The 22,931-nt window shown below is 72.8% G+C and carries 21 protein-coding genes; 7 read left to right on the plus strand and 14 right to left on the minus strand.

The genetic code is table 11. The annotated features are described in order from the left end of the window. Positions 1-162: 162 nt before the first annotated feature. On the minus strand, positions 163-1,662 hold the full coding sequence (locus ACFW2G_RS00880; RefSeq protein WP_037921988.1) for a hypothetical protein: 1,500 nt from the start codon (positions 1,660-1,662) through the stop codon (positions 163-165). Between the two features lie 229 nt (positions 1,663-1,891). Between ACFW2G_RS00880 and ACFW2G_RS00885 the strand changes: the two genes are divergently transcribed. Further along, positions 1,892-3,016 (plus strand): aminoglycoside phosphotransferase family protein, encoded by a 1,125-nt coding sequence (locus ACFW2G_RS00885; protein ID WP_384580154.1) that lies wholly within the window; start codon positions 1,892-1,894, stop codon positions 3,014-3,016. A gap of 234 nt (positions 3,017-3,250) precedes the next feature. Then, entirely contained in the window at positions 3,251-5,044 is a 1,794-nt protein-coding gene (kstD, locus tag ACFW2G_RS00890; RefSeq protein WP_384444717.1) for a 3-oxosteroid 1-dehydrogenase, read from the plus strand. Positions 5,045-5,135: 91 nt separating this feature from the next. Here the strand turns inward: kstD and ACFW2G_RS00895 are convergent, their stop codons facing one another. The 10 genes from ACFW2G_RS00895 to ACFW2G_RS00940 form a co-directional block, all read right to left on the minus strand. After that, on the minus strand, positions 5,136-5,636 hold the full coding sequence (locus ACFW2G_RS00895; protein ID WP_030030746.1) for a hypothetical protein: 501 nt from the start codon (positions 5,634-5,636) through the stop codon (positions 5,136-5,138). A gap of 76 nt (positions 5,637-5,712) precedes the next feature. Next, positions 5,713-5,877 carry a hypothetical protein gene (locus ACFW2G_RS00900; protein WP_384444719.1) on the minus strand — a complete coding sequence of 55 codons (165 nt, stop codon included), beginning with the start codon at positions 5,875-5,877 and terminating at the stop codon, positions 5,713-5,715. Between the two features lie 4 nt (positions 5,878-5,881). Beyond that, complete coding sequence (locus tag ACFW2G_RS00905; protein WP_384444721.1) at positions 5,882-6,376, minus strand: maleylpyruvate isomerase family mycothiol-dependent enzyme; 495 nt, start codon at positions 6,374-6,376, stop codon at positions 5,882-5,884. A 122-nt stretch (positions 6,377-6,498) separates the two neighbouring features. Then, complete coding sequence (locus tag ACFW2G_RS00910; RefSeq protein WP_384580152.1) at positions 6,499-9,354, minus strand: ATP-binding protein; 2,856 nt, start codon at positions 9,352-9,354, stop codon at positions 6,499-6,501. Between the two features lie 169 nt (positions 9,355-9,523). After that, a complete protein-coding gene (locus tag ACFW2G_RS00915; RefSeq protein ID WP_384580150.1) occupies positions 9,524-9,964 on the minus strand; it encodes an ACT domain-containing protein in 441 nt (146 codons plus the stop codon). A 165-nt stretch (positions 9,965-10,129) separates the two neighbouring features. Further along, a complete protein-coding gene (locus tag ACFW2G_RS00920; protein ID WP_370466718.1) occupies positions 10,130-10,357 on the minus strand; it encodes a DUF397 domain-containing protein in 228 nt (75 codons plus the stop codon). A 132-nt stretch (positions 10,358-10,489) separates the two neighbouring features. After that, a complete protein-coding gene (locus tag ACFW2G_RS00925) occupies positions 10,490-11,710 on the minus strand; it encodes a thiolase domain-containing protein (protein ID WP_384444727.1) in 1,221 nt (406 codons plus the stop codon). Beyond that, on the minus strand, positions 11,707-12,780 hold the full coding sequence (locus ACFW2G_RS00930; protein ID WP_037921974.1) for a thiolase domain-containing protein: 1,074 nt from the start codon (positions 12,778-12,780) through the stop codon (positions 11,707-11,709). The genes ACFW2G_RS00925 and ACFW2G_RS00930 overlap by 4 nt, the downstream gene beginning before the upstream one ends. Then, on the minus strand, positions 12,780-13,745 hold the full coding sequence (locus ACFW2G_RS00935) for a Zn-ribbon domain-containing OB-fold protein (RefSeq protein ID WP_384580148.1): 966 nt from the start codon (positions 13,743-13,745) through the stop codon (positions 12,780-12,782). The genes ACFW2G_RS00930 and ACFW2G_RS00935 overlap by 1 nt, the downstream gene beginning before the upstream one ends. Positions 13,746-13,906: 161 nt before the next feature. Beyond that, the gene (locus tag ACFW2G_RS00940) at positions 13,907-14,707 is read right to left on the minus strand and encodes a crotonase/enoyl-CoA hydratase family protein (protein WP_384444731.1); all 801 of its coding nucleotides are present in this window, start codon (positions 14,705-14,707) and stop codon (positions 13,907-13,909) included. Positions 14,708-14,894: 187 nt separating this feature from the next. Here ACFW2G_RS00940 and ACFW2G_RS00945 point away from each other — a divergent pair, with 187 nt between their 5' ends. The 4 genes from ACFW2G_RS00945 (at position 14,895) to ACFW2G_RS00960 (ending at position 18,946) form a co-directional block, all read left to right on the plus strand. Further along, positions 14,895-16,547: an acyl-CoA synthetase gene (locus ACFW2G_RS00945; RefSeq protein ID WP_384444733.1), complete on the plus strand. Its 1,653-nt coding sequence runs from the start codon at positions 14,895-14,897 to the stop codon at positions 16,545-16,547. Positions 16,548-16,713: 166 nt separating this feature from the next. Then, positions 16,714-18,030 (plus strand): phenylacetate--CoA ligase PaaK, encoded by a 1,317-nt coding sequence (gene paaK, locus ACFW2G_RS00950; RefSeq protein ID WP_384580146.1) that lies wholly within the window; start codon positions 16,714-16,716, stop codon positions 18,028-18,030. Between the two features lie 72 nt (positions 18,031-18,102). Continuing rightward, the gene (locus ACFW2G_RS00955; RefSeq protein WP_384444737.1) at positions 18,103-18,519 is read left to right on the plus strand and encodes a hypothetical protein; all 417 of its coding nucleotides are present in this window, start codon (positions 18,103-18,105) and stop codon (positions 18,517-18,519) included. Positions 18,520-18,532: 13 nt separating this feature from the next. Beyond that, positions 18,533-18,946 carry a cytidine deaminase family protein gene (locus tag ACFW2G_RS00960; protein ID WP_384444739.1) on the plus strand — a complete coding sequence of 138 codons (414 nt, stop codon included), beginning with the start codon at positions 18,533-18,535 and terminating at the stop codon, positions 18,944-18,946. Between the two features lie 99 nt (positions 18,947-19,045). Here ACFW2G_RS00960 and ACFW2G_RS00965 read toward each other — a convergent pair whose 3' ends face one another. Both ACFW2G_RS00965 and ACFW2G_RS00970 read right to left on the minus strand, forming a co-directional pair. Continuing rightward, a complete protein-coding gene (locus ACFW2G_RS00965) occupies positions 19,046-19,387 on the minus strand; it encodes a HopJ type III effector protein (RefSeq protein ID WP_384444741.1) in 342 nt (113 codons plus the stop codon). Positions 19,388-19,583: 196 nt separating this feature from the next. Next, on the minus strand, positions 19,584-20,144 hold the full coding sequence (locus tag ACFW2G_RS00970) for a flavoprotein (protein WP_384444743.1): 561 nt from the start codon (positions 20,142-20,144) through the stop codon (positions 19,584-19,586). 191 nt (positions 20,145-20,335) lie between these two features. Here ACFW2G_RS00970 and ACFW2G_RS00975 point away from each other — a divergent pair, with 191 nt between their 5' ends. After that, a complete protein-coding gene (locus ACFW2G_RS00975) occupies positions 20,336-21,187 on the plus strand; it encodes a YhjD/YihY/BrkB family envelope integrity protein (protein ID WP_384444745.1) in 852 nt (283 codons plus the stop codon). 27 nt (positions 21,188-21,214) lie between these two features. Here ACFW2G_RS00975 and ACFW2G_RS00980 read toward each other — a convergent pair whose 3' ends face one another. Further along, positions 21,215-22,765 carry a fatty acyl-CoA synthetase gene (locus tag ACFW2G_RS00980; RefSeq protein ID WP_384580143.1) on the minus strand — a complete coding sequence of 517 codons (1,551 nt, stop codon included), beginning with the start codon at positions 22,763-22,765 and terminating at the stop codon, positions 21,215-21,217. Positions 22,766-22,931: the final 166 nt, after the last annotated feature.

Genomic DNA, 22,931 nt, shown 5'->3' on the forward strand with positions numbered 1-22,931 from the left:
GGCGCGGCCCTTCGCGTCTGCGTACCTGTGGGCACAGCGCCTTGCGGCGTACCTGTTGCTGTCGTCGGCGTACCCGGTCCCGACCTGCCGGTCTCGTCCTGGTACCGGCCGCGCGGGGGGGCGTGGCGGGCATGCGGAACCCGTGGGCGGGGCGGCCGGGGCCTACACGCCCGTGGCCGGCCGGCCACTTGGCGCCGGGGCGTCGGGGAGCGCCAGCTTGATCTCCTGACGCAGGTCCTCGATGCGCGCGTAACCGGCGTACTGCGCGGTGAGCCGGTACATCTCGCGCAACCGGTCCCACGTCCGGTGCGAGGAGGTCTCGTTCATCGAGACCAGGGCGAGGCGCGCGTAGCGGTCCGCCTGTTCCGGCTCGTCGGCGATGAAGCAGGCGGAAGCCATGGAGATGTAGTCGAAGATCTGCGAGCGCTGGTAGCCCTCACCCCGTAGCCGCAGGGCCTCCTTGGCATGGCGCGCGGCGACCGGAGCCGCCGTGGCGTCATGGTCGGCGAGGGTCCGGTAGGCGAGCGCCTGCATGCCGTGCAGGTCCGCTTCGTCGAAGTGCTGCATCCAGCTCGGCGGCGGCACATCGCCCTTGTCGGAGACGAAGAGCTCCTCGGCCTCGCCCAGGGTCCGGCGCATCGCCTGGCCCTTGCCCATGGCGGCCTGCGCCCAGGCCTCGATGGTGTGCAGCATGGCACGGGTGCGTGGGAGAGTCTGCTCGCCGGACCCGGACTTGGCGAGCTTCATCAGGTCCAGGGCCTCGTGCGGCTTGCCGAGGTGGACCATCTGGCGGGCGGCGCGGGAGAGCGCCTCCCCCGCGCGCGGGCGGTCGCCGCCCTCACGGGCCGCGTGTGCGGCGATGACGAAGTACTTCTGCGCCGTGGGCTCCAGTCCCACGTCGTGCGACATCCAGCCGGCGAGGACCGCCAGGTTGGCCGCCACCCCCCACAGCCGCCGCTGGAGGTGGTCGGGGTGGTGGTAGGCGAGCATCCCGCCCACCTCGTTGAGCTGGCCGACCACGGCCTTGCGCTGCAGCCCGCCGCCCCTGGAGGCGTCCCAGGCCCGGAACACCTCGACGGAGCGCTCCAGCGCCTCGATCTCCTGGGACCCGATCGGGGCGGCCTCGTAGCGGTCGTATCCCGCTGGGTCGGCCTGGAAGGAGTCGCCGAAGCGCCCGGGGGCCCGCATCGACGGGGCGGGGGCGGTGTGCAGCCAGTCGTACATGGCGTTGGTGAGGGCGGAGCCGGCGGTGAGCACCGCACCCGCGCCCATCAGACCGCGACGGTTGAGCATGAGGTCCATTCCCGTGAATTCGGTGAGGACCGCGGCTGTGCGTTCGGGCGCCCACGGCATGCCGTCGGGGTTCTCGCGAACCCCGTCCGGCTGCCGTCTGGAGGTGCGCCGCTGCCGTACGAACCCGAGGTCCTCGATGGTCACGACACGACCGAGCCGCTCGGTGAACAGGGCTGCCAGTACCGTGGGCACCGGCTCGCGGGGGCTCTCCCCCATATCGATCCAGCGCCGCACCCGGGAGGTGTCGGTGGCCAGCTGTGGGTGGCCCATGGCCGCCGCCTGCCGGTTCACCATCCTCGCCAGTTCGCCCTTCGACCAGCCGGCCAGGCCGAACAGGTCGTTCAAGCGGGTGTTTGGACCTTTGCTCACGTCAAGCCCCCAGGTTCTCGGCTGAGTTGACAGTAGCCCCCCGTCAGATGCCCAGCGACTATTCGCCAGGCTTCGCCAGGGCACGCCCGATGGTTCGCCACCTTGCGCCGGGTGTCAGGTAGGAATGCGCCTCCCCGCCCCGGTCACCGGCGGAACTCCCCAGGGTGAAGTACGGGATCGGCGGGGTGGCGTACGCAACTCGTCGGCGCACGAAGGGATCCGTATCACCATGTACGCAGCACCGTCCTCCGTGTCCGCACCGGTCCGGTCGCACCGCACGCTCCCCGTCGGCGGCGGCCCCTACCTCGCCCCCGGCCGCCCGTCGGCCCCGGCGCAGGGCACTGTCCGGGCGCGGCGGATGCCGGGTACGGGATCGCAGCCCGTCAGCGGAAGAATCGACCTCTCCGGGCCGCAGGGGGCGCAACTGCGCACCGCGCTCGCCTCGGTGCACCGGATCTGTCCGGAGTTCGCGCCGGTGCAGGTGCTGCGGCGCAGCGGCCGTTCGGTCCTTCTGGTGGGCACGACCGGACGGATGACCGCCGTCGCGAAGGTTTTACTGGACCACTCCCCGGAGTGGCGTGAACGCTACCGGCACGAAATAGCGGCGTACCGGGCGTTCGTCCGGCACCGCCCACCGGTTCGGGTGCCGCGGCTGATCGCCGCCGACCCGGAGAACTGCACCCTGGTGGTGGAGCGGATGGCGGGCCGGGTCGCGGCGCTGCAGCGGCACCCGGTGGAGCCGCCGCCGCGGGTCGACCTCCGGGCCGCGCTGGGCGCGGTGTGCCGGGTCAACCAGTGGCGGCCGTCGGCCGAGTTGTTCGGAACCCCGATGAACTACGCGCGGCGGATCGCCCGCGACTACGAGCTGGGTCTGCTCACCGACCGGGACCTCGGCGACCTGCAGAAGCTGCTGCGCGGGGTCAAGCTGGCCGGGGCGGCTCTCCAGTTCAACCACGGCGACGCGCTGCTGTCGAACCTGCTGCTGTCCCCCGCCGGTCCGGTGCTGCTCGACTGGGAGCACGCGGGCTGGTACCTGCCCGGCTACGACCTCGCCACCCTGTGGGCGGTGCTCGGTGACGCGCCCGCCGCCCGCGCCCAGATCAGCCGGCTGGCGCAGTCGGCCGGCCCGGTGGCCCGGGACGCCTTCCTGATCAACCTGATGCTGGTACTGACCCGGGAGATCCGGATGTCCGAGACGGCGGTGCAGCGCTCGATGCTGGCGACCGCCCCGGCCCAGCCGCTGGCGGCCGGCGCCCTGTCCTCCGGGGAGGAGCAGCGACTGCTGCTCCGCCGCCTGCACGACGACGCGGGCATGGCCCGCAGAGCGGTCCGCGCGGCGGTGGGCACCCGCTGACCCGCTCTCCCCCTGAACGCGAAGTCCCGTGGCTCCCACCGCCACGGGACTTCGCTCGTTCACGGCCCGGGGTGCCGCGCGAGGCCCCGTCGGCGCGGGCTGGGCGACCGGCCTCGGGCCCGGATGCGGGATGCCGGATGGCTTGACATCACATGATCCCCCGAACACCTTTTCTGACTCAGCATCAGACATGCTGGAGTGATCCACTCCTCCCCACTCCGCTGGAGCCTGCCCATGTCCGCAAGCGCTTCACGCACCTCCCCCGCCCCCCTCCCGTCCAGACGCGCCGTCCTCGCCGGCACCGGGGCCGGGGTGCTCGCCGCCGCCGTGCTGCCGTCCGGCACGGCCCGGGCCGAGGATGTCCAGACCGAGCCGCTGCTCGGCGAGTACGACGTGGTCGTGGTCGGTTCCGGGGCGGCCGGGATGACGGCCGCGCTCACCGCCGCGAGGCGCGGACTGACTGTCCTGGTGATCGAGAAGGCCCCCACGTTCGGCGGGTCGGCCGCGCGTTCGGGGGCCGGAATCTGGCTGCCCAACAATGCGGTCATCCTGGCCGCGGGCGTACCCGACACCCCGCAGAAGGCGGCGACGTACCTGGCGGCCGTCGTCGGGCCCGAGGTACCGGCCGACCGCCAGGCCGCGTTCCTCGCCAACGGCCCGCGCATGCTGGACTTCGTGATGGCCAACAGCCCGCTGCGGTTCCGCTTCATGGAGGGGTACAGCGACTACTACCCTGACCTGCCGGGCGGACTGCCGAACGGCCGGTCCATCGAGCCCGACCAGATCGACGGCAACATCCTGGGCGGTGAACTGGCCCGCCTGAACCCGGCGTACATGCCGGTGCCGGCCGGGATGGTGGTCTTCGGCCAGGACTACAAGTGGCTGAACCTCGCGGCGGTGAGCGCGCGGGGCCTGGCCGTGTCCGCCGAGTGTCTGGCGCGCGGTACGAAGGCGGCCCTGCGCGGCGAGAAGCCGCTGACGATGGGCCAGGCCCTGGCGGCCGGGCTGCGGGCCGGGCTCCAGCGCGCCGGAGTACCGCTGTGGCTGAACAGTCCTCTGGTGGACCTGGTCCAGGAGGGGGGTGCCGTCACCGGTGTGGTGGTGGACAAGGAGGGTGCGCGCGGCGTCGTACGCGCCCGCAAGGGGGTGATCGTCGGATCGGGTGGCTTCGAGCACAACGCGGCGATGCGGGCGCAGTACCAGCAGCAGCCGATTGGCACCCAGTGGTCGGTGGGCGCGAAGGAGAACACGGGCGACGGCATCCTGGCGGGCCGGCGGGCCGGGGCGTCGCTGGCGTTGATGGAGGACGCGTGGTGGGGGCCGTCGATCCCGCTGCCCGGGGAGCCGTACTTCTGCCTGGCCGAACGGACCCTCCCGGGCGGGCTGATCGTGAACGCCCACGGGACGCGGTTCGTCAACGAGGCGGCCCCGTACAGCGATGTGGTGCACGTGATGTACGAGAAGGACCGCGGCGCGACCGGTTCGCACATCCCGGCGTGGCTGATCGTGGATCAGCACTACCGCAACAAGTACCTGTTCAAGGACATCCTGCCGACGCTGCCCTTCCCGGACTCGTGGTACGAGGCGGGTGCGGCGCACAAGGCGTGGACGTGGGACGCGCTGGCGGGCCGGATCGGCGTGCCGGCGGCGGCCCTGCGAGCGACGCTGGGGCGGTTCAACGCGCAGGCGTGGAACGGCACCGATCCCGATTTCCATCGGGGTGACACCGCGTACGACCACTACTACACGGACCCGAACGTCCAGCCGAATTCGTGCCTGGCGCCGATCTGGGTCCCGCCCTTCTACGCGTTCAAGATCGTGCCCGGTGATCTCGGCACCAAGGGCGGCATCGTCACGGACGCGCGGGCCCGGGCGCTGCGCCCGGACGGTTCGGTGATCCGGGGCCTCTATGCGGCGGGCAACGCCAGTGCCGCGGTGATGGGCCACAGCTACGCGGGCGCCGGGTCGACGATCGGCCCCGCGATGACGTTCGGCTACGTGGCGGCGAACGACATCGCGGACGCGTGATCGGGTGGCGCCGACCGCGCGGGCTCGCCACCGGTCGCCTCGCGGGGTCGCTCCGGGGAACCCGCGGGGCCGGTCGGGGGAACCGGTGGGGTCAGCCCTGCTGGAAGAGCTCGGCGGGGAGCGGCTTCAGGAGCGCGTAGAGGTCGTCGGTGATCGGGCGGTCCCAGCTGGCGATGGTGACCAGCACGTTGTCGCTGCGGTCGAACTGGACGCAGGAGATGCGGGACTCCGACAGCTTGATCTTCCGGACGATGAGGAGGTTGTCGCCCTGCATGACGGGGCAGTCCTCGACACCGGTGACCTCGACGTCCTCGTCGTTCTCCAGCGCGTCGAGGAGCTGGGCCACCTCGAAGGGGACCTGGCCGTCGGTGAGGTCCCGGGCCGGGGAGCCCTCGGGGAGGTTTCCGATGATCATCGCGGGGCCGCGTCCGCCGAACAGGTCGTAGCGGAGGAAGACCCCCTGGCAGCTGCCGTCGGGCGCGGGCAGCAGCCCGGCCCCGAGATTGCCCGGCCAGTCCCCCGGGTCCATGGCCAGGACATCGAAGTCCGGGCCGGCGGGTGTGGCGGCGCGGTGGCGGCGGAGGAAGGACATGCGGCCATGGTACGTGGCCGCGGGGGTTTCACGGCCCGGGGGCCCCTCATCCCGCCGCGGTGCGCGGGCGGGCCCCTCAGACGGGCGGGACCAGGGTGAACCAGTGCCGGAGCAGGCGGGTGTCGCCCATGGCGTGCAGGACGGAGGGCGGGACGCGCCGCCGGAGGAAGAGGGCCAGGTCCGCGGCAGGACCGGCGGCCTCGACGGCGACCGGCCCGGTGGATCCAGGGTCGCGCAGCACCTGGTCACCCGAGAGGAGGACGGTCCAGGACTGCGGACCGTCCGTACACCGGAAGCGGTACTTTTCCCCGTACCCGGCGGCGCCTGCTGCCAGGCGCGGCGGGCCGGGGCCATGACGTCGAGGGGCTGGGGGACGGCGTCCACGGCGGCCGCGAGCGGAGCGGGGTGCCCATCGCCGATTCGGCGTCCCACCGGTGGACGGCCGGCTCGATCCACTGCATCCGCAGCCAGAAGCCAGAGGTCTGCTCCGCCGACCAGATCCACACGGGGGTGTCCGTCCCCAGCTCGTGCGAGATCTCCACGAGCTCGTGGGCGCCCCGGGCGAACCAGTCGGCCGGCCCTCCCGGAGCGTCGGGGACCGCAGGGAGGTCGAGCCCGGCCGGGTCGGGTGGGACGGTGAGCCGTCCACGCAGTACGTGCGCGAGGAAGCGGTGCACTCCGCCGAGATGGCGGACCAGGTCGGTGACCGTCCAGCCGGGGCCCGCGGGAACCTCCGGCACCGGATCGCCCTGGTCGCAGACCGGCGGACCGCCGCCTCGAAGGCCGCCGCCTCGGCCCGGAACAGAGGGATTCTGTCGGTGTGGTCCATGGGGTGACCCTGCCCGCCGGGAGGCGGCCCCGCTCACGTTGAGCTACGGGCGAACGACTCCAGTGCGGCGCGCAGCCCGGACCGGTCGGTGCCGAGTTTGCGGCAGGCCGCGGACAGCACCCAGTCGGGTGACGCCGGCTCGGGGTCCTTGCCGTGACGCACGGCCCGGTCCGCGGCCCGGATCTCCTCCTCGGTGACCCAGTCCACCCGGGGCGACCCGCCGGGCAGCGTGCCGCCGAGGCCCAGCAGCGTCTCGGTGGCCTCTTCCGCCAGTGCGTCCGCGCCGCACTCCCGGGCCGTGACCACGGCCGCGGTCAGCAGGTCCGCGTCGCGCAGCCCGTAGCCGAGCGCGTTCAGGGCGCGGGCGAGTTCGTATCCGGCGGGTGCCGCCGAAAGCAGGGTGACGGCTTCCCGGAGGAGTGCTGTCCGGTCCTGTGGGGCGGCGACCTCCGCCGCGACCCTGAGGGCCTGGCCGATGGCGGAGGGGGCACCGAAGGCCCTGGCCCGCCGGACGGCGTCGGCGGCCAGGGCGCGGGCCCGCTGCGGATCGTCCGCGACGACGGCCCGCGCGAGGTGCAGCTGCCACGGGCACCAGGCCGGGTTCTGGATCCCGCGCGGGGTCAGCCGCCGCTCCACCGCCTCCAGTTCGGCGATCGCGGCCCGTGCCTCGCCCCGGGCGAGCAGCAGTTCGGCGTAGACGGTCTGCGAGTCGGGGAAGACCACGGCGGCCGGGAAGGGCGCGCCGAACTCGTGCTCCTGGGCCAGCTCCCAGGCCTCGTCGACGCGGCCGCGGGCGAGCAGTGTCGTGAGGAGGATCGCGATGGCGTACCAGTGGACGGGGGTGCGCCGGCCCACCCGTTCGGCGAGCCGCAGGCCGGACCGGGCCAGTTCCTCGGCCTCCACGAGCCGTCCCCGCCGGTAGCGGATGTAGGCGCGCAGGCTGTACGCGAAGGACAGGTGGGCCCCGCGCCAGCCCTGGCGCTCGAACTCGGCGGTACCGGCCTCGAACAGCTCCTCCGCGCGGCCGGGTCGGTCGGCGTACATGTGGACCATCGCGGCCAGTACGGGTACTTCGAAGCCGCGGTCCTCGTGGGCCCAGCTGAAGGGCTGCTCCAGCACCCGGCCGGCGTGGTGCAGCACCACGTCGACCGGCTCGCCGCGCAGGCAGGCGTCCCAGGCGCGCAGTGCGATCACGTACCGCTCGGTGAGGTCGCGGCCGGTGAGGCGGTCGGCGAGCCGGGTGAGGCGCCGGGACCGGGCCGGGGAGTCGGTCTCGGCGGCGTTGAAGGCGTCCCACATGAACTGCTCGGACTGTAGGCGCAGTCGGGCCCGTACGTCCGGGGTCTGGGCGATCTCGCGGGCCAGGCATTCCGAGGCCTCGGCGAGGCGGTCGCTGTGCGCGAGGACCTGGGCGAGCCGGATGACGATGCCCTGGCGCAGGGCGGGGTCGTCGAAGGATTCGGTGAGGGCCGCCCGCAGGTGGTTGACGGTGTTGGCGGGCTCGGTCAGCAGGGAGGCGCAGCCCAGTTCGTAGAGGACGGCGGCGCGTTCGTCGAAGTCGGGTGGCTCGCGCAGGGCGCGGGCGAGCTGGCGGCGGGCGGCGTCCGGGGCTCCGGCGCGGAGGTTCTCCGCGGCCGCCTCGCGCAGGGTGCGCACCACCCAGGGGTCGTTCTCGGGGTGGGTCTCCAGCAGGTGGCGGGCTGCGGCGGAGGAGCCCAGTCCCGCGTCGACGACGGCCGCGGCGGCCTTCCCGTGCAGGGCGACGCGCAGCGCGTCGGGGATGGCGCGGTAGATGGCGGTGGCGATGAGGGGGTGGACGAACTCCAGTCCGGTTTCCGGTTCATGGCCCGGCGTGGTTCCGGCGGCCGACAGGATGCGGGCGTCCCGCAGGCGTGCGGTGGCGCCTGCGGCCTCCTCGGTGCCGAGGGCGGCGACCCTGGCGGCTATGTCCTGCGGGATGGCGGTGCCGAGGACGGCGCAGGCCCAGGCGAAGCGGACGGTGGAGGGGCCGAGGCGTTCGAGGCGGGCGACGAGGCCGCTGCCGCGCTGGGCGGCGGCGAGGTCGGCCAGCTGGGCAGCGTTCTCCTGGACGGGGCGCAGCCCCCTGCCGCGGACCTTGGCGGTGAGTTCGACGGCTTCGAAGGGATTGCCTGCGGTGACGTTCCAGGCCTCTTGGCAGAAGGCGTCGTCGGCGTGGTCGCCGATGACCCCGCGGACGAGCGCCGCGACGGCGGCCGGGGTGAGCGGGGAGAGCGGCAGGGGGCGGTGCCCCGCGCGGCCGGGCAGGGTGCGGAAGGCGTCGGCGTGCGCGGGCAGTTCGTCGGGGCGGTAGGCGACGACGAGGAGCAGCGGCAGGTGTTCGGCGCGCGGGGCGAAGGCGGCGAGCCAGCTCAGCGACTCGGGGTCGGCCCAGTGCGCGTCGTCGAGGACGAGGGTGACGGGGGCGCGCTTGACGACGAGGTGGGTGAGGATCCAGTCGAGGCCGTCGCGCAGGCCCTGCGGGTCGGGCGGGGCGCCCTGTTCGGGGGCGCAGAGTCCGAGGGCGGGGCCGACGATGGAGTACCAGCCGCCGAGGGCGGCGCGCAGTTCCGGTTCGGAGGTGCCGGCGAGCTGGGGCTGGATGAGCTGGCGGGCGACGTGGAAGGGCTGGCTCTGCTCCTGTTCGCCGCCGCGGGCGGCGAGGACGGTGCAGGAGCGGGCGTGTGCGCGGCGGCGCAGCTCGGCGAGCAGGGTGGTCTTGCCGAGGCCGGCGGGGCCGGAGAAGGCCAGCAGCGCGCCGCCGGCGTCGGGCCCGGGACCGGTGAGCCGCTCCAGGGCCTCTTCGACGATGGCGAGTTCGGCGTCGCGTTCGACCATGGTGCGCCGTGTGCGCGTCCGGTGGTCCGTCATGGCTGGTACCCCCCAGGCCTGTTCCGGGAGATCAGCGTACGCCCGCGCACATCTCGGGGTGCCCCACTGCCGGAAAGAATCCGATCTTCTTTACCGACGGGCCCCGGTCGGGCTCCCGGCGGACGCGCGGCGGGCTCGTGGGCGGATTTCGAAGGGGTTCCGGCCGGGTTCAGGAAAGGTCCGGGTGCGGACCCCGGGCCGACCGGTCCGGTCCGGAACGTGCCGCCAGGTCTTCCAGGACGGCCACGGCCTCGGCGGCCCGGTCCGCGGCCACGAAGAGGTGGTCGTGGTGATGGCCGGCGATGACGTTGCAGCTCAGGCCGTGGGCGCCGAGTTCGGTGGCGAAGGCTGCGGTGAGACCGACGGCGTCGAGCGCGGAGTGGATCCTCAGGGTGATCCAGCCGGCGGTGTAGTCGTAGGCCAGTCCGGCCGCGTCGGCGTCCTCCTGGCGCAGCACGAGCGTGAGGCCCTCGGGTTCCAGGATGGTGGCGACGGGCGCCGTTCCGGCGGGGACCGTACCGCAAGGAACGGTGCAGAACACGTACACGCCCTCGTTCAGCTCGGGCCGCATCCCGCTCAGCAGGGTCCGCAGGTCTCTCTCTGCGTTCATGCCGCCAGCCTACCGACCGGGCGGGGTCGGTCGGGGGGTGCGGGCCCGCGGTGCGCCGCCTCGCGGCAGGCGGCACCTCCTGCGACAGCCGGCAGTGCCCCGTCCGCGGTGACCGCCGCTCGCCGGCCCCGGCGGGGCGGGGCCGGACCGGGCGGTGGCGGGCGGTCAGGTGAGGTCGAACTCCCCTCCCCGGGCGTTCAGCACGAACTTGTGCCACTCGTCCGGCGAGAAGATCAGGGAGGGGCTTTCGGGGCGCTCGCTGTTGCGCATCGCGATGAAGCCCTCGACGAAGGCGATCTGGACGTCGCCCGCTCCCCGGCTGCTCGACTGCCAGTCCGCCTCGGTGAGATCGAGGTCCGGCTTCCCCCAGCCAGCGAGGGGCTGCGAAGTCATGCTCTCGGCCACGTGCGTGCTCCTCCCGGTACGTCGTCCGGGGGCCAGGTTAACCATCGCAGCCGGTGCCGCACAGGCCACGGTGAGTCACTCGTGACCGGTCCGGGCCCCGGGCCGGACGGCCGTTTCCGTTCACGTGGTGGGTTCCTGCGCCCCCACCAGCCACATCGCGAAGAACTGTGCGCCGCCGCCGTATGCGTGCCCCAGCGCCCGGCGTGCTCCGGGGACCTGGTGTTCCCCGGCCCCGCCGCGCACCTGGAGGGCGGCCTCGGCGAAACGGATCATGCCGGACGCGCCGATCGGGTTGGTGGACAACACGCCGCCGGACGGGTTGACCGGAAGGTCTCCGTCGATCTCGGTGACGCCCGCCTCGGTCAGCTTCCAGCCCCCGCCCTCCTCTGCGAAGCCCAGGTTCTCCAGCCACATCGGCTCGTACCAGGAGAACGGCACGTACATCTCCACCACGTCGATCTCCCGGCGCGGGTCGGTGATCCCGGCCTGCCGGTAGACGTCGGCCGCGCAGTCCTTGCCGGCCTGCGGAGAGACAAAGTCCTTGCCGGCGAAGAGGGTGGGCTCGCTGCGCATCGCCCCGCCGTGCACCCACGCGGGCGGCAGCGGCGAGCGGGCCGCGCCCGCCCGGTCGGTGAGGACCATCGCGCACGCGCCGTCGGAGGACGGGCAGGTCTCGGAGTACCGGATCGGGTCCCACAGCATGGGTGAGGCCTGGACCTTCTCCAGCGTGATGTCGTGCTCGTGCAGGTGCGCGTACGGGTTCTTCAGGGCGTTGCGCCGGTCCTTGTACGCCACGAGCGAGCCGACCCCGTCGGGCGCGCCGGTGCGCCGCATGTACGCGCGCACGTGCGGGGCGAAGAATCCGCCGGCGCCGGCGAGCAGGGGCTGCTGGAACGGAACGGGGAGGGAGAGGCCCCACATGGCGTTCGACTCGGACTGCTTCTCGAAGGCGAGGGTGAGGACGGTGCGGTGGACGCGGGCGGCCACCAGGCCGGCGGCGACCAGCGCGGTGGACCCGCCGACCGATCCGGCCGTGTGCACGCGCAGCATCGGCTTGCCGACGGCTCCGAGCGCATCCGCCAGGTACAGCTCCGGCATCATCACGCCCTCGAAGAAGTCGGGGGCCTTGCCGATGACGACCGCGTCGATGTCCGCCCAGGTCAGTTCGGCGTCGGCGAGGGCGCGGGTGGCGGCCTCGCGGACCAACCCGGCGATGGAGACGTCATGGCGGGCGGCGACGTGTTTGGTCTGGCCGATGCCGACGACCGCGACCGGCTCCTTGCCGGTGGCGCCCCGTGAACCGGAGGTGGCGGAGGTGGCGGAGGTGGCGGAGGTGCTCATGCGCGGTCCCCTTCCAGGACGGCGACCAGGTTCTGCTGAAGGCAGGGGCCGGAGGTGGCGTGCGCGACGGCCCGGTCGGATGCGCCGCGGTGGATGCGGGCGGCGGCCTCGCCGATGCGGATCAGTCCGGCGGCCATCATCGGGTTGGCGGCGAGTGCCCCGCCGGACGGGTTGATCGTGACGCCGTCGCCGAGCCGGAGTGCCGTGCGGAGCACCACCTCCTGGGAGGAGAACGGCGCATGCAGTTCCGCCGTGTCCACGGGGGCGTCGAAGAGGCCCGCGTGTTCGGCGGCGGTTCGGGTGGACGGGGAGTCGGTGAGGTCGCGCAGACCCAGGCCGTGCGCCTCGATCCGGTGGTCGATGCCGGTGATCCAGGCGGGGCGTCGGCACAGCTGCCGCGCGAGGTCGCCGGCGGCCAGGACGACGGCTGCCACGCCGTCGCCGACGGGCGGGCAGTCGCCGGTGCGCAGGGGCCGGACCTGGTAGTCGCCGTGCGGGACCGCACCGCGCAGCTGGGCGTGCGGGTTGGCCCCGGCGTCGGCCCGGCTGCGCGCCGCGATGGCGGCCAGGCCGGGCTCGTCGGTCTCGCCCGCGTCGATGAGGGCCTGGGCCTGGAGGGCGGCCAGGGCCACCGAGTCGGGCCAGAGGGGGGCGAGGTAGTACGGGTCCAGCTGGCGGGTGAGCACGTCGCGCACGGATCCGGGTGAGGACTTCCCGTACGCGTAGACGAGCGCGGTGTCCGCATCGCCGGTCTGGATCTTGACCCAGGCCTCGTACAGGGCCCAGGCGCCGTCCATCTCGACGTGGGACTCGGAGATCGGTGGCCAGGCGCCGACCCCGTCGAGGGTCATGGTGAAGGAGAAGGCGCGGCCGGCCAGGTAGTCGCTGGAGCCGGAGCAGGTGAAGCCGATCTCGCCGGCCTTCAGCCCGGTGGCGGCCAGCACCTCGTGGAGGACGGGCATGACCATCTCGACTTCGCTGAGCTCGTCGGTGCGGCGCAGGTGGTCGCTCTGCGCGAAGGCGACGACGGCCACGTCCCTCGCGTACCCGGTCGTCCTGGGCCCGGTCATCAGATGAGCTCCTTGTACGCGTCATACTCCGCGTCCGGTTCTCCGGTGGGGCGGTAGTGGTCGGGGTAGCGGCCGCCTTCGGTCCAGACGGGCTCGACGCGCAGGCCCATGCGGACCTGGTCGTAGGGGATGCCGCCGATCCGGCCGTGGAGGGCGAGGCCGGCGCCGTCGAGGGCGATGTGGGCGTAGACGTAGGGAACCTCGATGTCGAGGTTCGCCGCCTTGATGTTGACGATGCAGAAGGTGGTGACCGTCCCGGCCGGGCCGACCTCGACCCGGTCGGTGGTGGCCACCCCGCAGGTGGGGCACGCTCCGCGCGGGGGGACGTACACCTTGTGGCAGGAGGGGCAGCGCTCTCCGACGGTCTGCCGCTCGGACAGGGCGTTGATGTAGCCGGTCTGGGCGCGGCCGGGGCTGTAGACGTAGTCCAGGCGGGCCTCGGCGACGATGCCGGTGACGGCTTCGCGGAAGGTGCCGTCGTGCGGGGCGGGGAGGCTCTGGGGGGCGGTGGTGGCGTCGCACGGTTCGAAGCAGGCGATGTCGGTGATGGCCCCGGTGCGTTCGGGGGCCCAGCGGATGCGTACCCGCATGCCGGTGCGCACGGCGTCGGGGCCGGGGGCGTCGAGGGCGTGCAGCAGGGCGGTGTCGGCCCCGTCCAGCCTGACCAGTGCCCAGGCGAAGGGGGTGTCGAGGGGCTGGTTCGGGCGGGGTCGGTCGTTCCAGGCCCAGGTGGTGACGGTGCCGGTGGTGGCGACCTCGACGAGGTCGCGGATCTCCTCCGAGGTGACGGGGTCGTACTCGACGGGCGGGACCACCACCCTGCCGTCCGAGGCCTGCACGCCGAGGACGACACCCTCGCGCAGCCCGGTGAGGAAGGCGCTCTGGACGGGCCCGAGGGAGCGGGTGAACGGGAACTCGACGACGAGGGGCGCGCGGAGCACCTCCGGCGGGGAGGCAGCTGTCATGGGGCTCTCCGATGCGGTTGGTTCCGGTGTGTTCGGCCCCGCCGGCGGTCGGGGGCAGGGGCAGGGGGCAGGGGGTGGGGGCAGGGGGCGGGCGCCTCCCGGCGGCGGTCACGGCGCCGGACCCGGCGCACGATCGGGGCCGCGGCCGGGCCCCGACCGGACTACTCTCGCCGGTACACCGCGGGCCGCTTCTCCGTGAAGGCCCGCGCCCCCTCCTTCGCGTCGGCCGTGTCGAAGATCGGCCACCCCCGCAGGAGTTCCGACGCCAGGCCCTCCCGCTCCGTCAGCTCAGCGGTCTCGTAGACCGACGCCTTGACCGCCTCGACCGCCAGCGGCCCACATGCGTTGATCTGCTCGGCGATCTCCAGGGCCGTCGCGAGCGCCGCGCCGTCGGGAACGACCCGCCCCACGAGCCCGATCCGTGCCGCCTCCTGCGCCGCGTACGAACGTCCGGTCAGCAGCATCTCCAGCGCGTGCGTGCGCGGGATCTGCCGGGGCAGGCGCACCGTGGAGCCGCCGATCGGGAAGAGCCCCCGCCTGACCTCGAACAGCCCGAAGGTGGCACCCTCGGCGGCCACCCGGATGTCGGTGCCCTGGAGGATCTCGGTGCCGCCGGCCACGCAGTGGCCCTCCACCGCCGCGATCACCGGCTTGCGCGGCCGGTGGTGGCGGAGCATCGCCTTCCAGTGCAGGTCGGGGTCGGCCTTGAGGCGGTCCCGGTACTGGTCTCCCGCCATGCCCCGGCCGGCCAGCGCTTTGAGGTCCATGCCTGCGCAGAAGTCGCCGCCGGCACCGGTCAGGACCACGGAGCGGATCTCGTCGTCGGCGTCCGCCTCCAGCCAGCCGTCGTACAGCCCCACCAGCAGCGGCAGCGAGAGCGCGTTCTTCGCCTCGGGCCTGTTCATGGTGAGCACCAGCGTGGCGCCGCGGCGTTCCACGGTCAGGTGTTCCGTCCCACCCATTGCCGTCCTCCCGTCTCAAGACCTAGAACAGGTTGCAGTAGGGGAGGGTGCACTTCAAGAGTTTTCTGACACTCAGTCAGTTTTCTTGGACGGTGCCCTTCCCAGTTGCCGGCCACGGCGCTCTAATGACCGCCGGAGCCGCCGGCCGCGGGGCCGGCCATCGGGAACAACGGGGTCAGGAGGAACGGTGGAGTACAACCTTGCCGACCTGTTCGAGTCGGTCGTGGACGTGGTCCCGGACCGCGAGGCCCTGGTGTACGTGGACCACCCCGGGACGGGCGCGGAGCGCCGCCTGACGTACGCGGAGCTGGACACGGCGGCGAACCGGATCGCCCACCACCTGCTGGACAGCGGCCTGACCGCCGGCGAGCACCTGGGGCTGCACCTCTACAACGGGATCGAGTACCTCCAGACCGTGCTCGCCTGCCTCAAGGCCCGGCTCGTCCCGGTGAACGTCAACTACCGTTATGTCGAAGAGGAACTGGTCTACCTCTACAACGACGCCGATCTCGCCGCGCTCGTCTTTGAGGGCGAGTTCACCGGGCGGGTGGCGGCCGCGCTGCCGAAGACGCCGAGACTGCGGCACCTGATCCGGGTCGGCGAGGCGCCCGAGGGGGCCGCGGAGCCGTCGATCGCCCCGCTCGCGTACGCGGACGCTGAGGCGGCCGGGGCACCCGGGCGCGGGTTCCCGCCGCGCAGCGCGGACGACCTGTTCATCATCTACACCGGCGGGACCACGGGCATGCCCAAGGGCGTGATGTGGCGGGCGGAGGACCTCTTCTTCGCGGGACTCTTCGGCGGCGAGCCCTCGGGCGAGCCGGTGAAACGGCCGGAGGAGTTGGCGGAGCGGGTGGCGGCGCGCGGCGCCGGGCTGACCTTCTTCCCGGCTCCCCCGCTGATGCACGGGACGTCGACGCTGACGTCGTTCATCGCCTTCAACTACGGCCAGCGAGTGGTCATCCACCGCAAGTACGCCCCCGAGGAGGTGCTGCGGACGATCGAGAAGGAGAAGGTGTCGAGCGTGTCGCTGGTCGGCGACGCAATGCTCAGGCCGCTCATCGACGCCCTCAGGGGACCGCTCCGGGGCACCGACCTGTCATCCCTGTTCAGTGTCTCCTCGTCCGGGGCGATCATGTCCGAGACGGTGCGCGCCGAATTCCGGAGCCTGGTGCCCGGCGTCCTGCTCCTGAACAACTTCGGGTCCTCCGAGTCCGGCTCCAACGGCCGCGCCACGGACGACTCCGGCCCGGAGAAGGGGTTCCGCCTGGAGGTCAACGACCGCACCCGGGTGGTGGACCCGGTGACGCACGAACCGGTGGCGGTCGGCGAGCCGGGGCGCCTCGCCCAGCGCGGCCACGTGCCGCTCGGCTACTACAACGACCCGGAGAAGACCGCCGACACCTTCTTCCAGAAGGACGGTGAGCGCTGGGTACTGCTGGGAGACATGGCGACCGTCGACGAACAGGGCATCGTCACGGTGCTCGGCCGAGGCTCGCAGTGCATCAACACGGGCGGCGAGAAAGTCTATCCGGAGGAGGTCGAGCAGGCACTGAAGTCGCACCCCGACGTGTACGACGCGCTGGTGGCCGGGGTCCCGGACCCGACCTGGGGCAGCCATGTCGCCGCGGTGGTCCAGGTGCGGCCGGGAGCGGAGGCCCCGACGCTGGACGAAATCCAGAGCCACTGCCGCACCAGGCTCGCCGGCTACAAGATCCCGCGGCAGCTTGTCATCACGCCGGCCGTGCAGCGTTCACCGAGCGGCAAGGCGGACTACCGCTGGGCGAAGGCGGTCGCGACGGAGGCGGACACCGGCGGCACGACCACCCGTCCCGCGCACTGAGGGGACCGGCGGGTCCGGGGCGAGGCCGCCGCGCGTGGTGAAGCGCGGCATGGAGGCCGCCAGATCAGGCGATCACCCGTTCGAGTCATTGCTTTAGCCTGCACACCCCTGGCAATCTACCGAATGATCGGTTGGTTCTTGGGCGCGCTCACGATGGGGTGACGACATGGCGGTGCAGGCGGGGTTCCACGACGAGGGCGAGCGGCTGGGCCGCGACGAACTGGCGGCACTCCAGCTCACGCGGCTGCGAGCGACCCTGCACCGCGCGTACGAGCGGGTGCCCTTCTATCGGCAGGCGTTCGACAAGGCCGGTGCGCATCCCGACGACTGCCGCTCCCTGTCCGATCTCGCCCTGTTCCCCCTCACCACCAAGGCCGACCTGCGCGACCACTACCCCTTCGGCATGTTCGCGGTGCCGCGTTCCGAGGTGCGCCGCATCCACGCCTCCAGCGGCACCACCGGGCGCCCGACCGTCGTCGGATACACCGACGGGGATCTGTCCACCTGGTCCGACGTCGTCGCCCGGTCGATACGCGCCGCGGGTGGCAGGCCCGGCCAGATCGTCCACATCGCCTACGGCTACGGCCTGTTCACAGGCGGCCTGGGCGCGCACTACGGCGCCGAGCGCCTCGGCTGCACCGTCGTACCCGCCTCGGGCGGCATGACGGACCGCCAGGTCCGGCTGATCCAGGACTTCCGGCCGGAGGTCATCATGGTGACCCCCTCCTACATGCTGACCCTGCTGGACGAGATGGAGCGCCAGGGCGTCGACCCGCGCACGACCTCGCTGCGGACGGGGATCTTCGGCGCGGAGCCGTGGACCGAGGAGATGCGGCGGGAGATCGAGGAGCGCCTCGGCATGGACGCGGTGGACATCTACGGCCTGTCGGAGGTCATCGGGCCCGGTGTGGCGCAGGAATGCGTCGAGACCAAGGACGGCCTGCACATCTGGGAGGACCACTTCTATCCCGAGGTGGTGGACCCCCTGACGGGTGCGGTGATGCCGGAGGGCGAGCTCGGGGAGCTGGTGTTCACCTCCCTCACCAAGGAGGCCATGCCGGTGATCCGCTACCGCACGCGGGACCTGACACGGCTGCTCCCCGGCACGGCCCGACCGGCCTTCCGCCGGATGGAGAAGGTCACGGGCCGAAGCGACGACATGATCATCCTGCGCGGGGTGAACCTGTACCCGACCCAGATCGAGGAAATCCTGCTGCGGACGCCGGGGCTGGCGCCCCACTTCCAGCTGAGGCTGGCCCGGGAGGGCCGGATGGACACCCTGACAGTCCGGGTGGAGGCCCGTCGGGAGTCGGACGCCTCCCTGCGGGAGGCCGCGGCCGCCGCCGTGGTCCAGGCGGTCAAGGCGGGGATCGGCGTCTCCGTCCGGGTCGAGGTGCTCGCCCCGGAGACCCTGGAACGCTCGGTGGGCAAGATCAAAAGGCTTGTTGACCTCCGAGCCCCGGGCCGGCCCCCGGCTCCCTGACAGGACACTTCGGCGCGTAACAGGGCTGTCACAGCAGCCCTACGGTCGTCCGGACCGGGCCAGCCTGGTGTGATGCGTACACACCACACGGCCGCAGCGGTCGGGGCGGCCGTCCTGCTCGCACTGACCGGCTGCGCCGACCCCGACGCCGACCACGCGGGCATGAGCGACGAGGGCAAGCCCACCCCCGCCCACCGGGTCCTCAAGGACACTGGCGACGCGGCCGAGTTGCTGGCGCCCGATGTGAGCGAGGAGACCGCGGCCCTGCTGCTGAACCGCTGGGTCGGCGCCAACCTCCGCGGGCGCCGGACGTTCACCGTCCGCGTCGTCCGGTCCGAGGGCTCCGGCAGCGCCGTCTGTCGCGCCACGTACTATGCCGACCAGAACGTGGCCGACACCGTCACCAACGGCGACGTCCAGTCAGGATCATGGCCCTACACCCACATCCAGTGTCCCGACCCGGCCTCGCCCCGGCCACGGACCACCTGAGAAGGCGGAGAGGATGACCATCAGGACCCGCCCCGTCGACCACGCGCTCGTCGAGGCCGCGGCCGACGTGGCCCGCAACCGCTGCCGGGGCGACCACCACACCATGGCGGCGGCGGCCCGGGCGCGGGACGGCCGCATCGTCACCGCGGTGAACGCCTACCACTTCACCGGCGGACCGTGCGCCGAGCTGGTCCTCATCGGCACGGCGGCCGCCCAGGGCGTCTACGCGCTCGACCGGATCGTCGCCGTGGGCGACCGCGACCGGGGGGTCGTTCCCCCGTGCGGCCGGTGCCGCCAGGTCCTCCTCGACTACTTCCCCGCCATCGAGGTCATCGTCGGATCGGGCGAGACGATCCGCGCGGTCCCCATCACCGAACTGCTCCCCGAGAGCTACGTCTGGGACGACCACCAACTCGACTCCGAGTAGGGCCTGTCCGAGGGAGCAGGGCAGGGGGCACGCGGGTGCCGGTCGCCGGGTGGCACCTGCCCGGCCGGAGCGGGGGTGGGGCGGCACGAGGCGCGGCCTTCAGCTCCTGCGGGCCAGCGGCTGCCCCGCGAAGCTCACCCCCGCCAGGCCATGGGCCATGAGGTTGCGGATGTTGCCGTGATCAGTACCGTCGGGCGTCGCCAGCACACTGCGATAGTGCTCACCGAACGCCAGCAGCGCCTCCTGATCGCTCAGACCCTCCAACACGGCCAGTCCCAGCGTCTTGCAGGAGCCCTCGTTCTCGCCCGCGGCGTTTCCCAGTTCCCCGTTGCGGAAGGCCTGCGGCCGGTACTCGTAGCACGCGGCGACGAAGGCCAGGGTGTCGGCGAACTCGTGCTCGCCCGACGCCAGACTCGCCCGCAGCGCAGTCAGATCAGTCATATCGGCTCCCTCGGTCTGGCCGGGCGGCGGTCCGATCGCCGTCCGTGACCGGGGGACGATACCCCCTTCGGGCCGACCGGCATGGATCGGGCCACATGTCGGGACGAGTGACGTCTGCGCAGGTCACGGCGCTCGCGCCGACCAGGCGCGGCGGGCCCGGACCCGTCGGGCCCGTCTCCCCCGCCCGGCTCCGGGGCTACCTCCCCCGCTCCTGGAAGTCCCCGCGGACGAGGTCGTCCACGGCATCCAGCGCGAGGGTCCACGGGTACGGCCGCGCAGCGCCCTGTCCCGGCGGGTGGGGGGTGAAGCCGTCATCGCCGTACAGCACCCGGACCCCCGCACCGCGGAGCACGGCCAAGCTCTGCTCGAACTGCGGGTGCCGGACGAACGCCGTGTTCACGCACGGCATGACGGCCAATGGCGTGCCCTTGCCCAGGGCCTCGGCCGCCACGCCCACCACGAACCGGTCGGTGAGTCCGAGCGCCCACCCGTTGACCGTGTTGAACGTGGCGGGGGCGACGAGGATCGCGTCCGCCGAGGGCCACACGTCGGGATCGGCCGGCCGCTTGTACCGGCTGCGAACCGGGTGCCCGGTGAGCGCGGCCAGGCCGTCGGTGCCTTCCGCGAGCCAGTCCGCCGCCGTCGGGCTCAGTCCGAGACACACGTCCCAACCGCGTACCTGCGCGTCCTCGATCACGCGGGCGACGTCGAACACGGGTGGGGCGGCCGAACACAGGAGGTACAGGGTGCGCGTCATGCGACCAGTTGACCAGACGACTCCGCGACGCATCGGAGCGGGCCCGGCAGGCCTGCCCCGCCTCGCGCGGAGCGTCGACCACGGCCCGCTGACCGGGCTGACGCCGAGTCGGGTCGCCGAAACCACCCCTTCGGGCCCATTTCGGTCCGGGCTCCGGGAGGCGGCGCACCGGTCCGGGTAGTGCATGAGGCGTGACCTCGACCCTTCGGCGGCTCCACGACCGCTTCCAGGGCTCCTATGCCGGGCTGGCCTGGAGCCGTGGCCGGGAGATGGAGCTGATGCACCGGTCGATGGGCTTCGCGGCCCTCGGATTCCTCACCCTGGTGCCGCTCCTGGTGGTCGTGGCCGCCGCGGTGCCCGGGAGCGGCTCGGGGTTCGGGCGCTGGCTCGGGCAGGCCCTCGGCGTGACGGCGTCCTCGCGCATCAGGATCGAGATGGTCTTCGGTGCGGCGGACACCGCACTGGAACGGACCACCGCCTTCGGGCTGGCCGCGCTCGCCGTCTTCGGTCTGACCTTCGGCTCGGCCGTGCAGACCGGCTACGAGAAGGTGTGGGACCTGCCGACGGCCCGCTGGCACACCATGTGGCGGCACGTGGTCTGGCTCGCCATGCTCGTCTGCTACCTCGCGCTGCTCGTGGTGATCCCCGCACCGTCGGACGACGTCTTCGGCACGGTCCTGGGCACGCTCGGCGACCTCTTCGGCACCTGCCTCTTCTTCATCGCCTCCCAGCGCCTGCTGCTCGGCGGCCGGGTGCGCTGGCGGGCTCTGGTGCCGGGAGCGGTGGCCACCAGCCTCGGGCTGCTGGGGCTGCGGATCTTCTCTCAGCTGGTGTTCTCGCCCCTGATCGCGTCCAACGCCGTGACCTACGGCCCCTTCGGCACGCTGCTGGTCGTCCAGTCCTGGCTCGTCGGGGTCGGCTTCGTGGTCTACGGCGGCGCGCTCGTCGGACGCCTGGCGCACGAGCACCTCACCCTGCGGCGCCTGCGCCGCAGCGGGTTCCTCCCCCGGGACGGAGCCCAGCACCACGCAGCACCGGACTGACACCGGCCGCGCCTTCCCGTACGGGTGTCAGCGGGCCCGCCCTCCGAAACGGTCCCGCAGCTCCCGCTTGAGGATCTTGCCGCTCGCGTTGCGCGGAAGAGCGGTCACGAACAGCACCCGCTTCGGGGCCTTGAAGTGGGCGAGTCTCTCCCGGGCGTAGGCCACCAGCTCCGCCTCGGTCACCGCACCGCGCGGCACCACCACCGCTGTGACAGCCTCGATCCACCGGTCGTCGGGGAGCCCGATCACCGCCGCCTCGGCCACCCCCGGATGGGTGTAGAGCACGTCCTCCACCTGCCTCGACGCGACCAGCACCCCGCCCGAGTTGATGACGTCCTTCACCCGGTCCACGACCGTGAAGTAGCCCTCCGCGTCCCGCACCACGAGGTCGCCCGAGCGGAACCAGCCGTCCCGGAAGGCCTGGCCGGTCGCCGCCGAGTCGTTCCAGTAGCCCAGGCAGAGCTGAGGTGAGCGGTACACCATCTCGCCCGGGGTGCCGTCCGGTACGTCCGCGCCGTCCTCGTCGACGACCTTCGCCTCCACATGGCGCACCGGACGCCCACAGGAGTCGCTCCGCCCCTCGTGTTCGCGGGGGCCGAGCACCGTGGCCAACGGCCCGATCTCGCTCTGGCCGAAGCAATTGTAGAAGGCGAGCCCCGGCAGCCGTTCGCGCAGCCGCTCCAGAACCGGGACGGGCATGACCGAGGCTCCGTAGTACGCCTTCCGCAGTCCGGCGAGCCCGCCCGCGGCGAACCGCGGATGGCCGGCCAGGCCGATCCACACCGTCGGCGGGGCGAAGAGGCTGTCCGCCTCACCCGCCTCCACGAGGTCGAAGAGCTCTTCGGCGACCGGCGCCTCGACGATCGTGTTGCGGGCCCCCACCGCCAGGTAGGGCAGCAGGAAGACGTGCATCTGCGCCGAATGATAGAGCGGCAGAGCGTGGAGCGGCCGGTCCCCCTCGGCCAGGTCCAGCGCCCCGATCGCACTCTCATACTCGTGGGCGAGGGCCCGGTGGGTCATCATCGCGCCCTTGGGCAGGGCGGTGGTTCCCGAGGTGTAGAGCAGCTGCGCCATGCGGTCGGGATCGGGGTCGGGCGCGAAGGGGAGCGGCTCGGCCAGAGCGGTCAAGAAGGAGTCGGGGGCGTCGCGCAGGGCCCGTACGGGAAAGCCGTCGGGGACCCGCCCGGCCAGGTCGGGATCGGCGAGGACGAGGGTGCTCCCGGAGTCGTCCAGGATGTGCGCGAGGTCCTCTCCGGTGAGGTTCTGGTTGACCGGGACGTGGATGAGCCCGGCCCGGGCGCAGGCGAGGAAGGCCAGCAAGTAGGCGCCGGAGTTGTGGGCGTAGGTGGCGACCCGGTCGCCTGCGGCCAGCGCGTGGTGCTCCCGCAGCAGGGCGGCCCCCGTGGTCACCGCCGCGTCGAGTTCCGCGTAGGTCCAGGTCCGCTCGCCGTGGCGGACGGCGAGGCGGTCGGGAACCCGCCGCGCGCTGTCGCGCACCAGCCCGTCGATCGTGTTGCCCCGTACGGCGCCGGCCGCCGGCCCCGCCTGTCCCGGCTGCCCCGTGCGTGCTGACGTCATGGGCGTGATCCTCGCCGTCGGGCGGGCCGGGGTCAATGACGCGCTCCCCGGCGGGATGCTGACAGGTTGTCGGTCCGTCCGGAGGGGCGGGACGCGGTGCCGTCTCCGGCAGGACGGTGGCCTGCCGGAGACGGGAGGGCGGTGGCCGGGGGCGCACGCCTCGCCC

The organism is Streptomyces sp. NPDC058880, assembly GCF_042742535.1.
Classification (GTDB): domain Bacteria; phylum Actinomycetota; class Actinomycetes; order Streptomycetales; family Streptomycetaceae; genus Streptomyces.

Excerpts from the sequence above, each read along its gene's own strand:
- ACFW2G_RS00965 (WP_384444741.1), bottom strand. The coding sequence starts at position 19,387 with ATGACTGATCTGACTGCGCTGCGGGCGAGTCTGGCGTCGGGCGAGCAC.
- ACFW2G_RS00885 (WP_384580154.1), top strand. The coding sequence starts at position 1,892 with ATGTACGCAGCACCGTCCTCCGTGTCCGCACCGGTCCGGTCGCACCGC.
- ACFW2G_RS00960 (WP_384444739.1), top strand. The coding sequence starts at position 18,533 with ATGACCATCAGGACCCGCCCCGTCGACCACGCGCTCGTCGAGGCCGCG.
- ACFW2G_RS00895 (WP_030030746.1), bottom strand. The coding sequence starts at position 5,636 with ATGTCCTTCCTCCGCCGCCACCGCGCCGCCACACCCGCCGGCCCGGAC.
- ACFW2G_RS00910 (WP_384580152.1), bottom strand. The coding sequence starts at position 9,354 with ATGACGGACCACCGGACGCGCACACGGCGCACCATGGTCGAACGCGAC.
- paaK (WP_384580146.1), top strand. The coding sequence starts at position 16,714 with ATGGCGGTGCAGGCGGGGTTCCACGACGAGGGCGAGCGGCTGGGCCGC.
- ACFW2G_RS00925 (WP_384444727.1), bottom strand. The coding sequence starts at position 11,710 with ATGAGCACCTCCGCCACCTCCGCCACCTCCGCCACCTCCGGTTCACGG.
- ACFW2G_RS00935 (WP_384580148.1), bottom strand. The coding sequence starts at position 13,745 with ATGACAGCTGCCTCCCCGCCGGAGGTGCTCCGCGCGCCCCTCGTCGTC.
- ACFW2G_RS00920 (WP_370466718.1), bottom strand. The coding sequence starts at position 10,357 with ATGACTTCGCAGCCCCTCGCTGGCTGGGGGAAGCCGGACCTCGATCTC.
- ACFW2G_RS00940 (WP_384444731.1), bottom strand. The coding sequence starts at position 14,707 with ATGGGTGGGACGGAACACCTGACCGTGGAACGCCGCGGCGCCACGCTG.
- ACFW2G_RS00980 (WP_384580143.1), bottom strand. The coding sequence starts at position 22,765 with ATGACGTCAGCACGCACGGGGCAGCCGGGACAGGCGGGGCCGGCGGCC.
- ACFW2G_RS00955 (WP_384444737.1), top strand. The coding sequence starts at position 18,103 with ATGCGTACACACCACACGGCCGCAGCGGTCGGGGCGGCCGTCCTGCTC.
- kstD (WP_384444717.1), top strand. The coding sequence starts at position 3,251 with ATGTCCGCAAGCGCTTCACGCACCTCCCCCGCCCCCCTCCCGTCCAGA.
- ACFW2G_RS00930 (WP_037921974.1), bottom strand. The coding sequence starts at position 12,780 with ATGACCGGGCCCAGGACGACCGGGTACGCGAGGGACGTGGCCGTCGTC.
- ACFW2G_RS00915 (WP_384580150.1), bottom strand. The coding sequence starts at position 9,964 with ATGAACGCAGAGAGAGACCTGCGGACCCTGCTGAGCGGGATGCGGCCC.
- ACFW2G_RS00970 (WP_384444743.1), bottom strand. The coding sequence starts at position 20,144 with ATGACGCGCACCCTGTACCTCCTGTGTTCGGCCGCCCCACCCGTGTTC.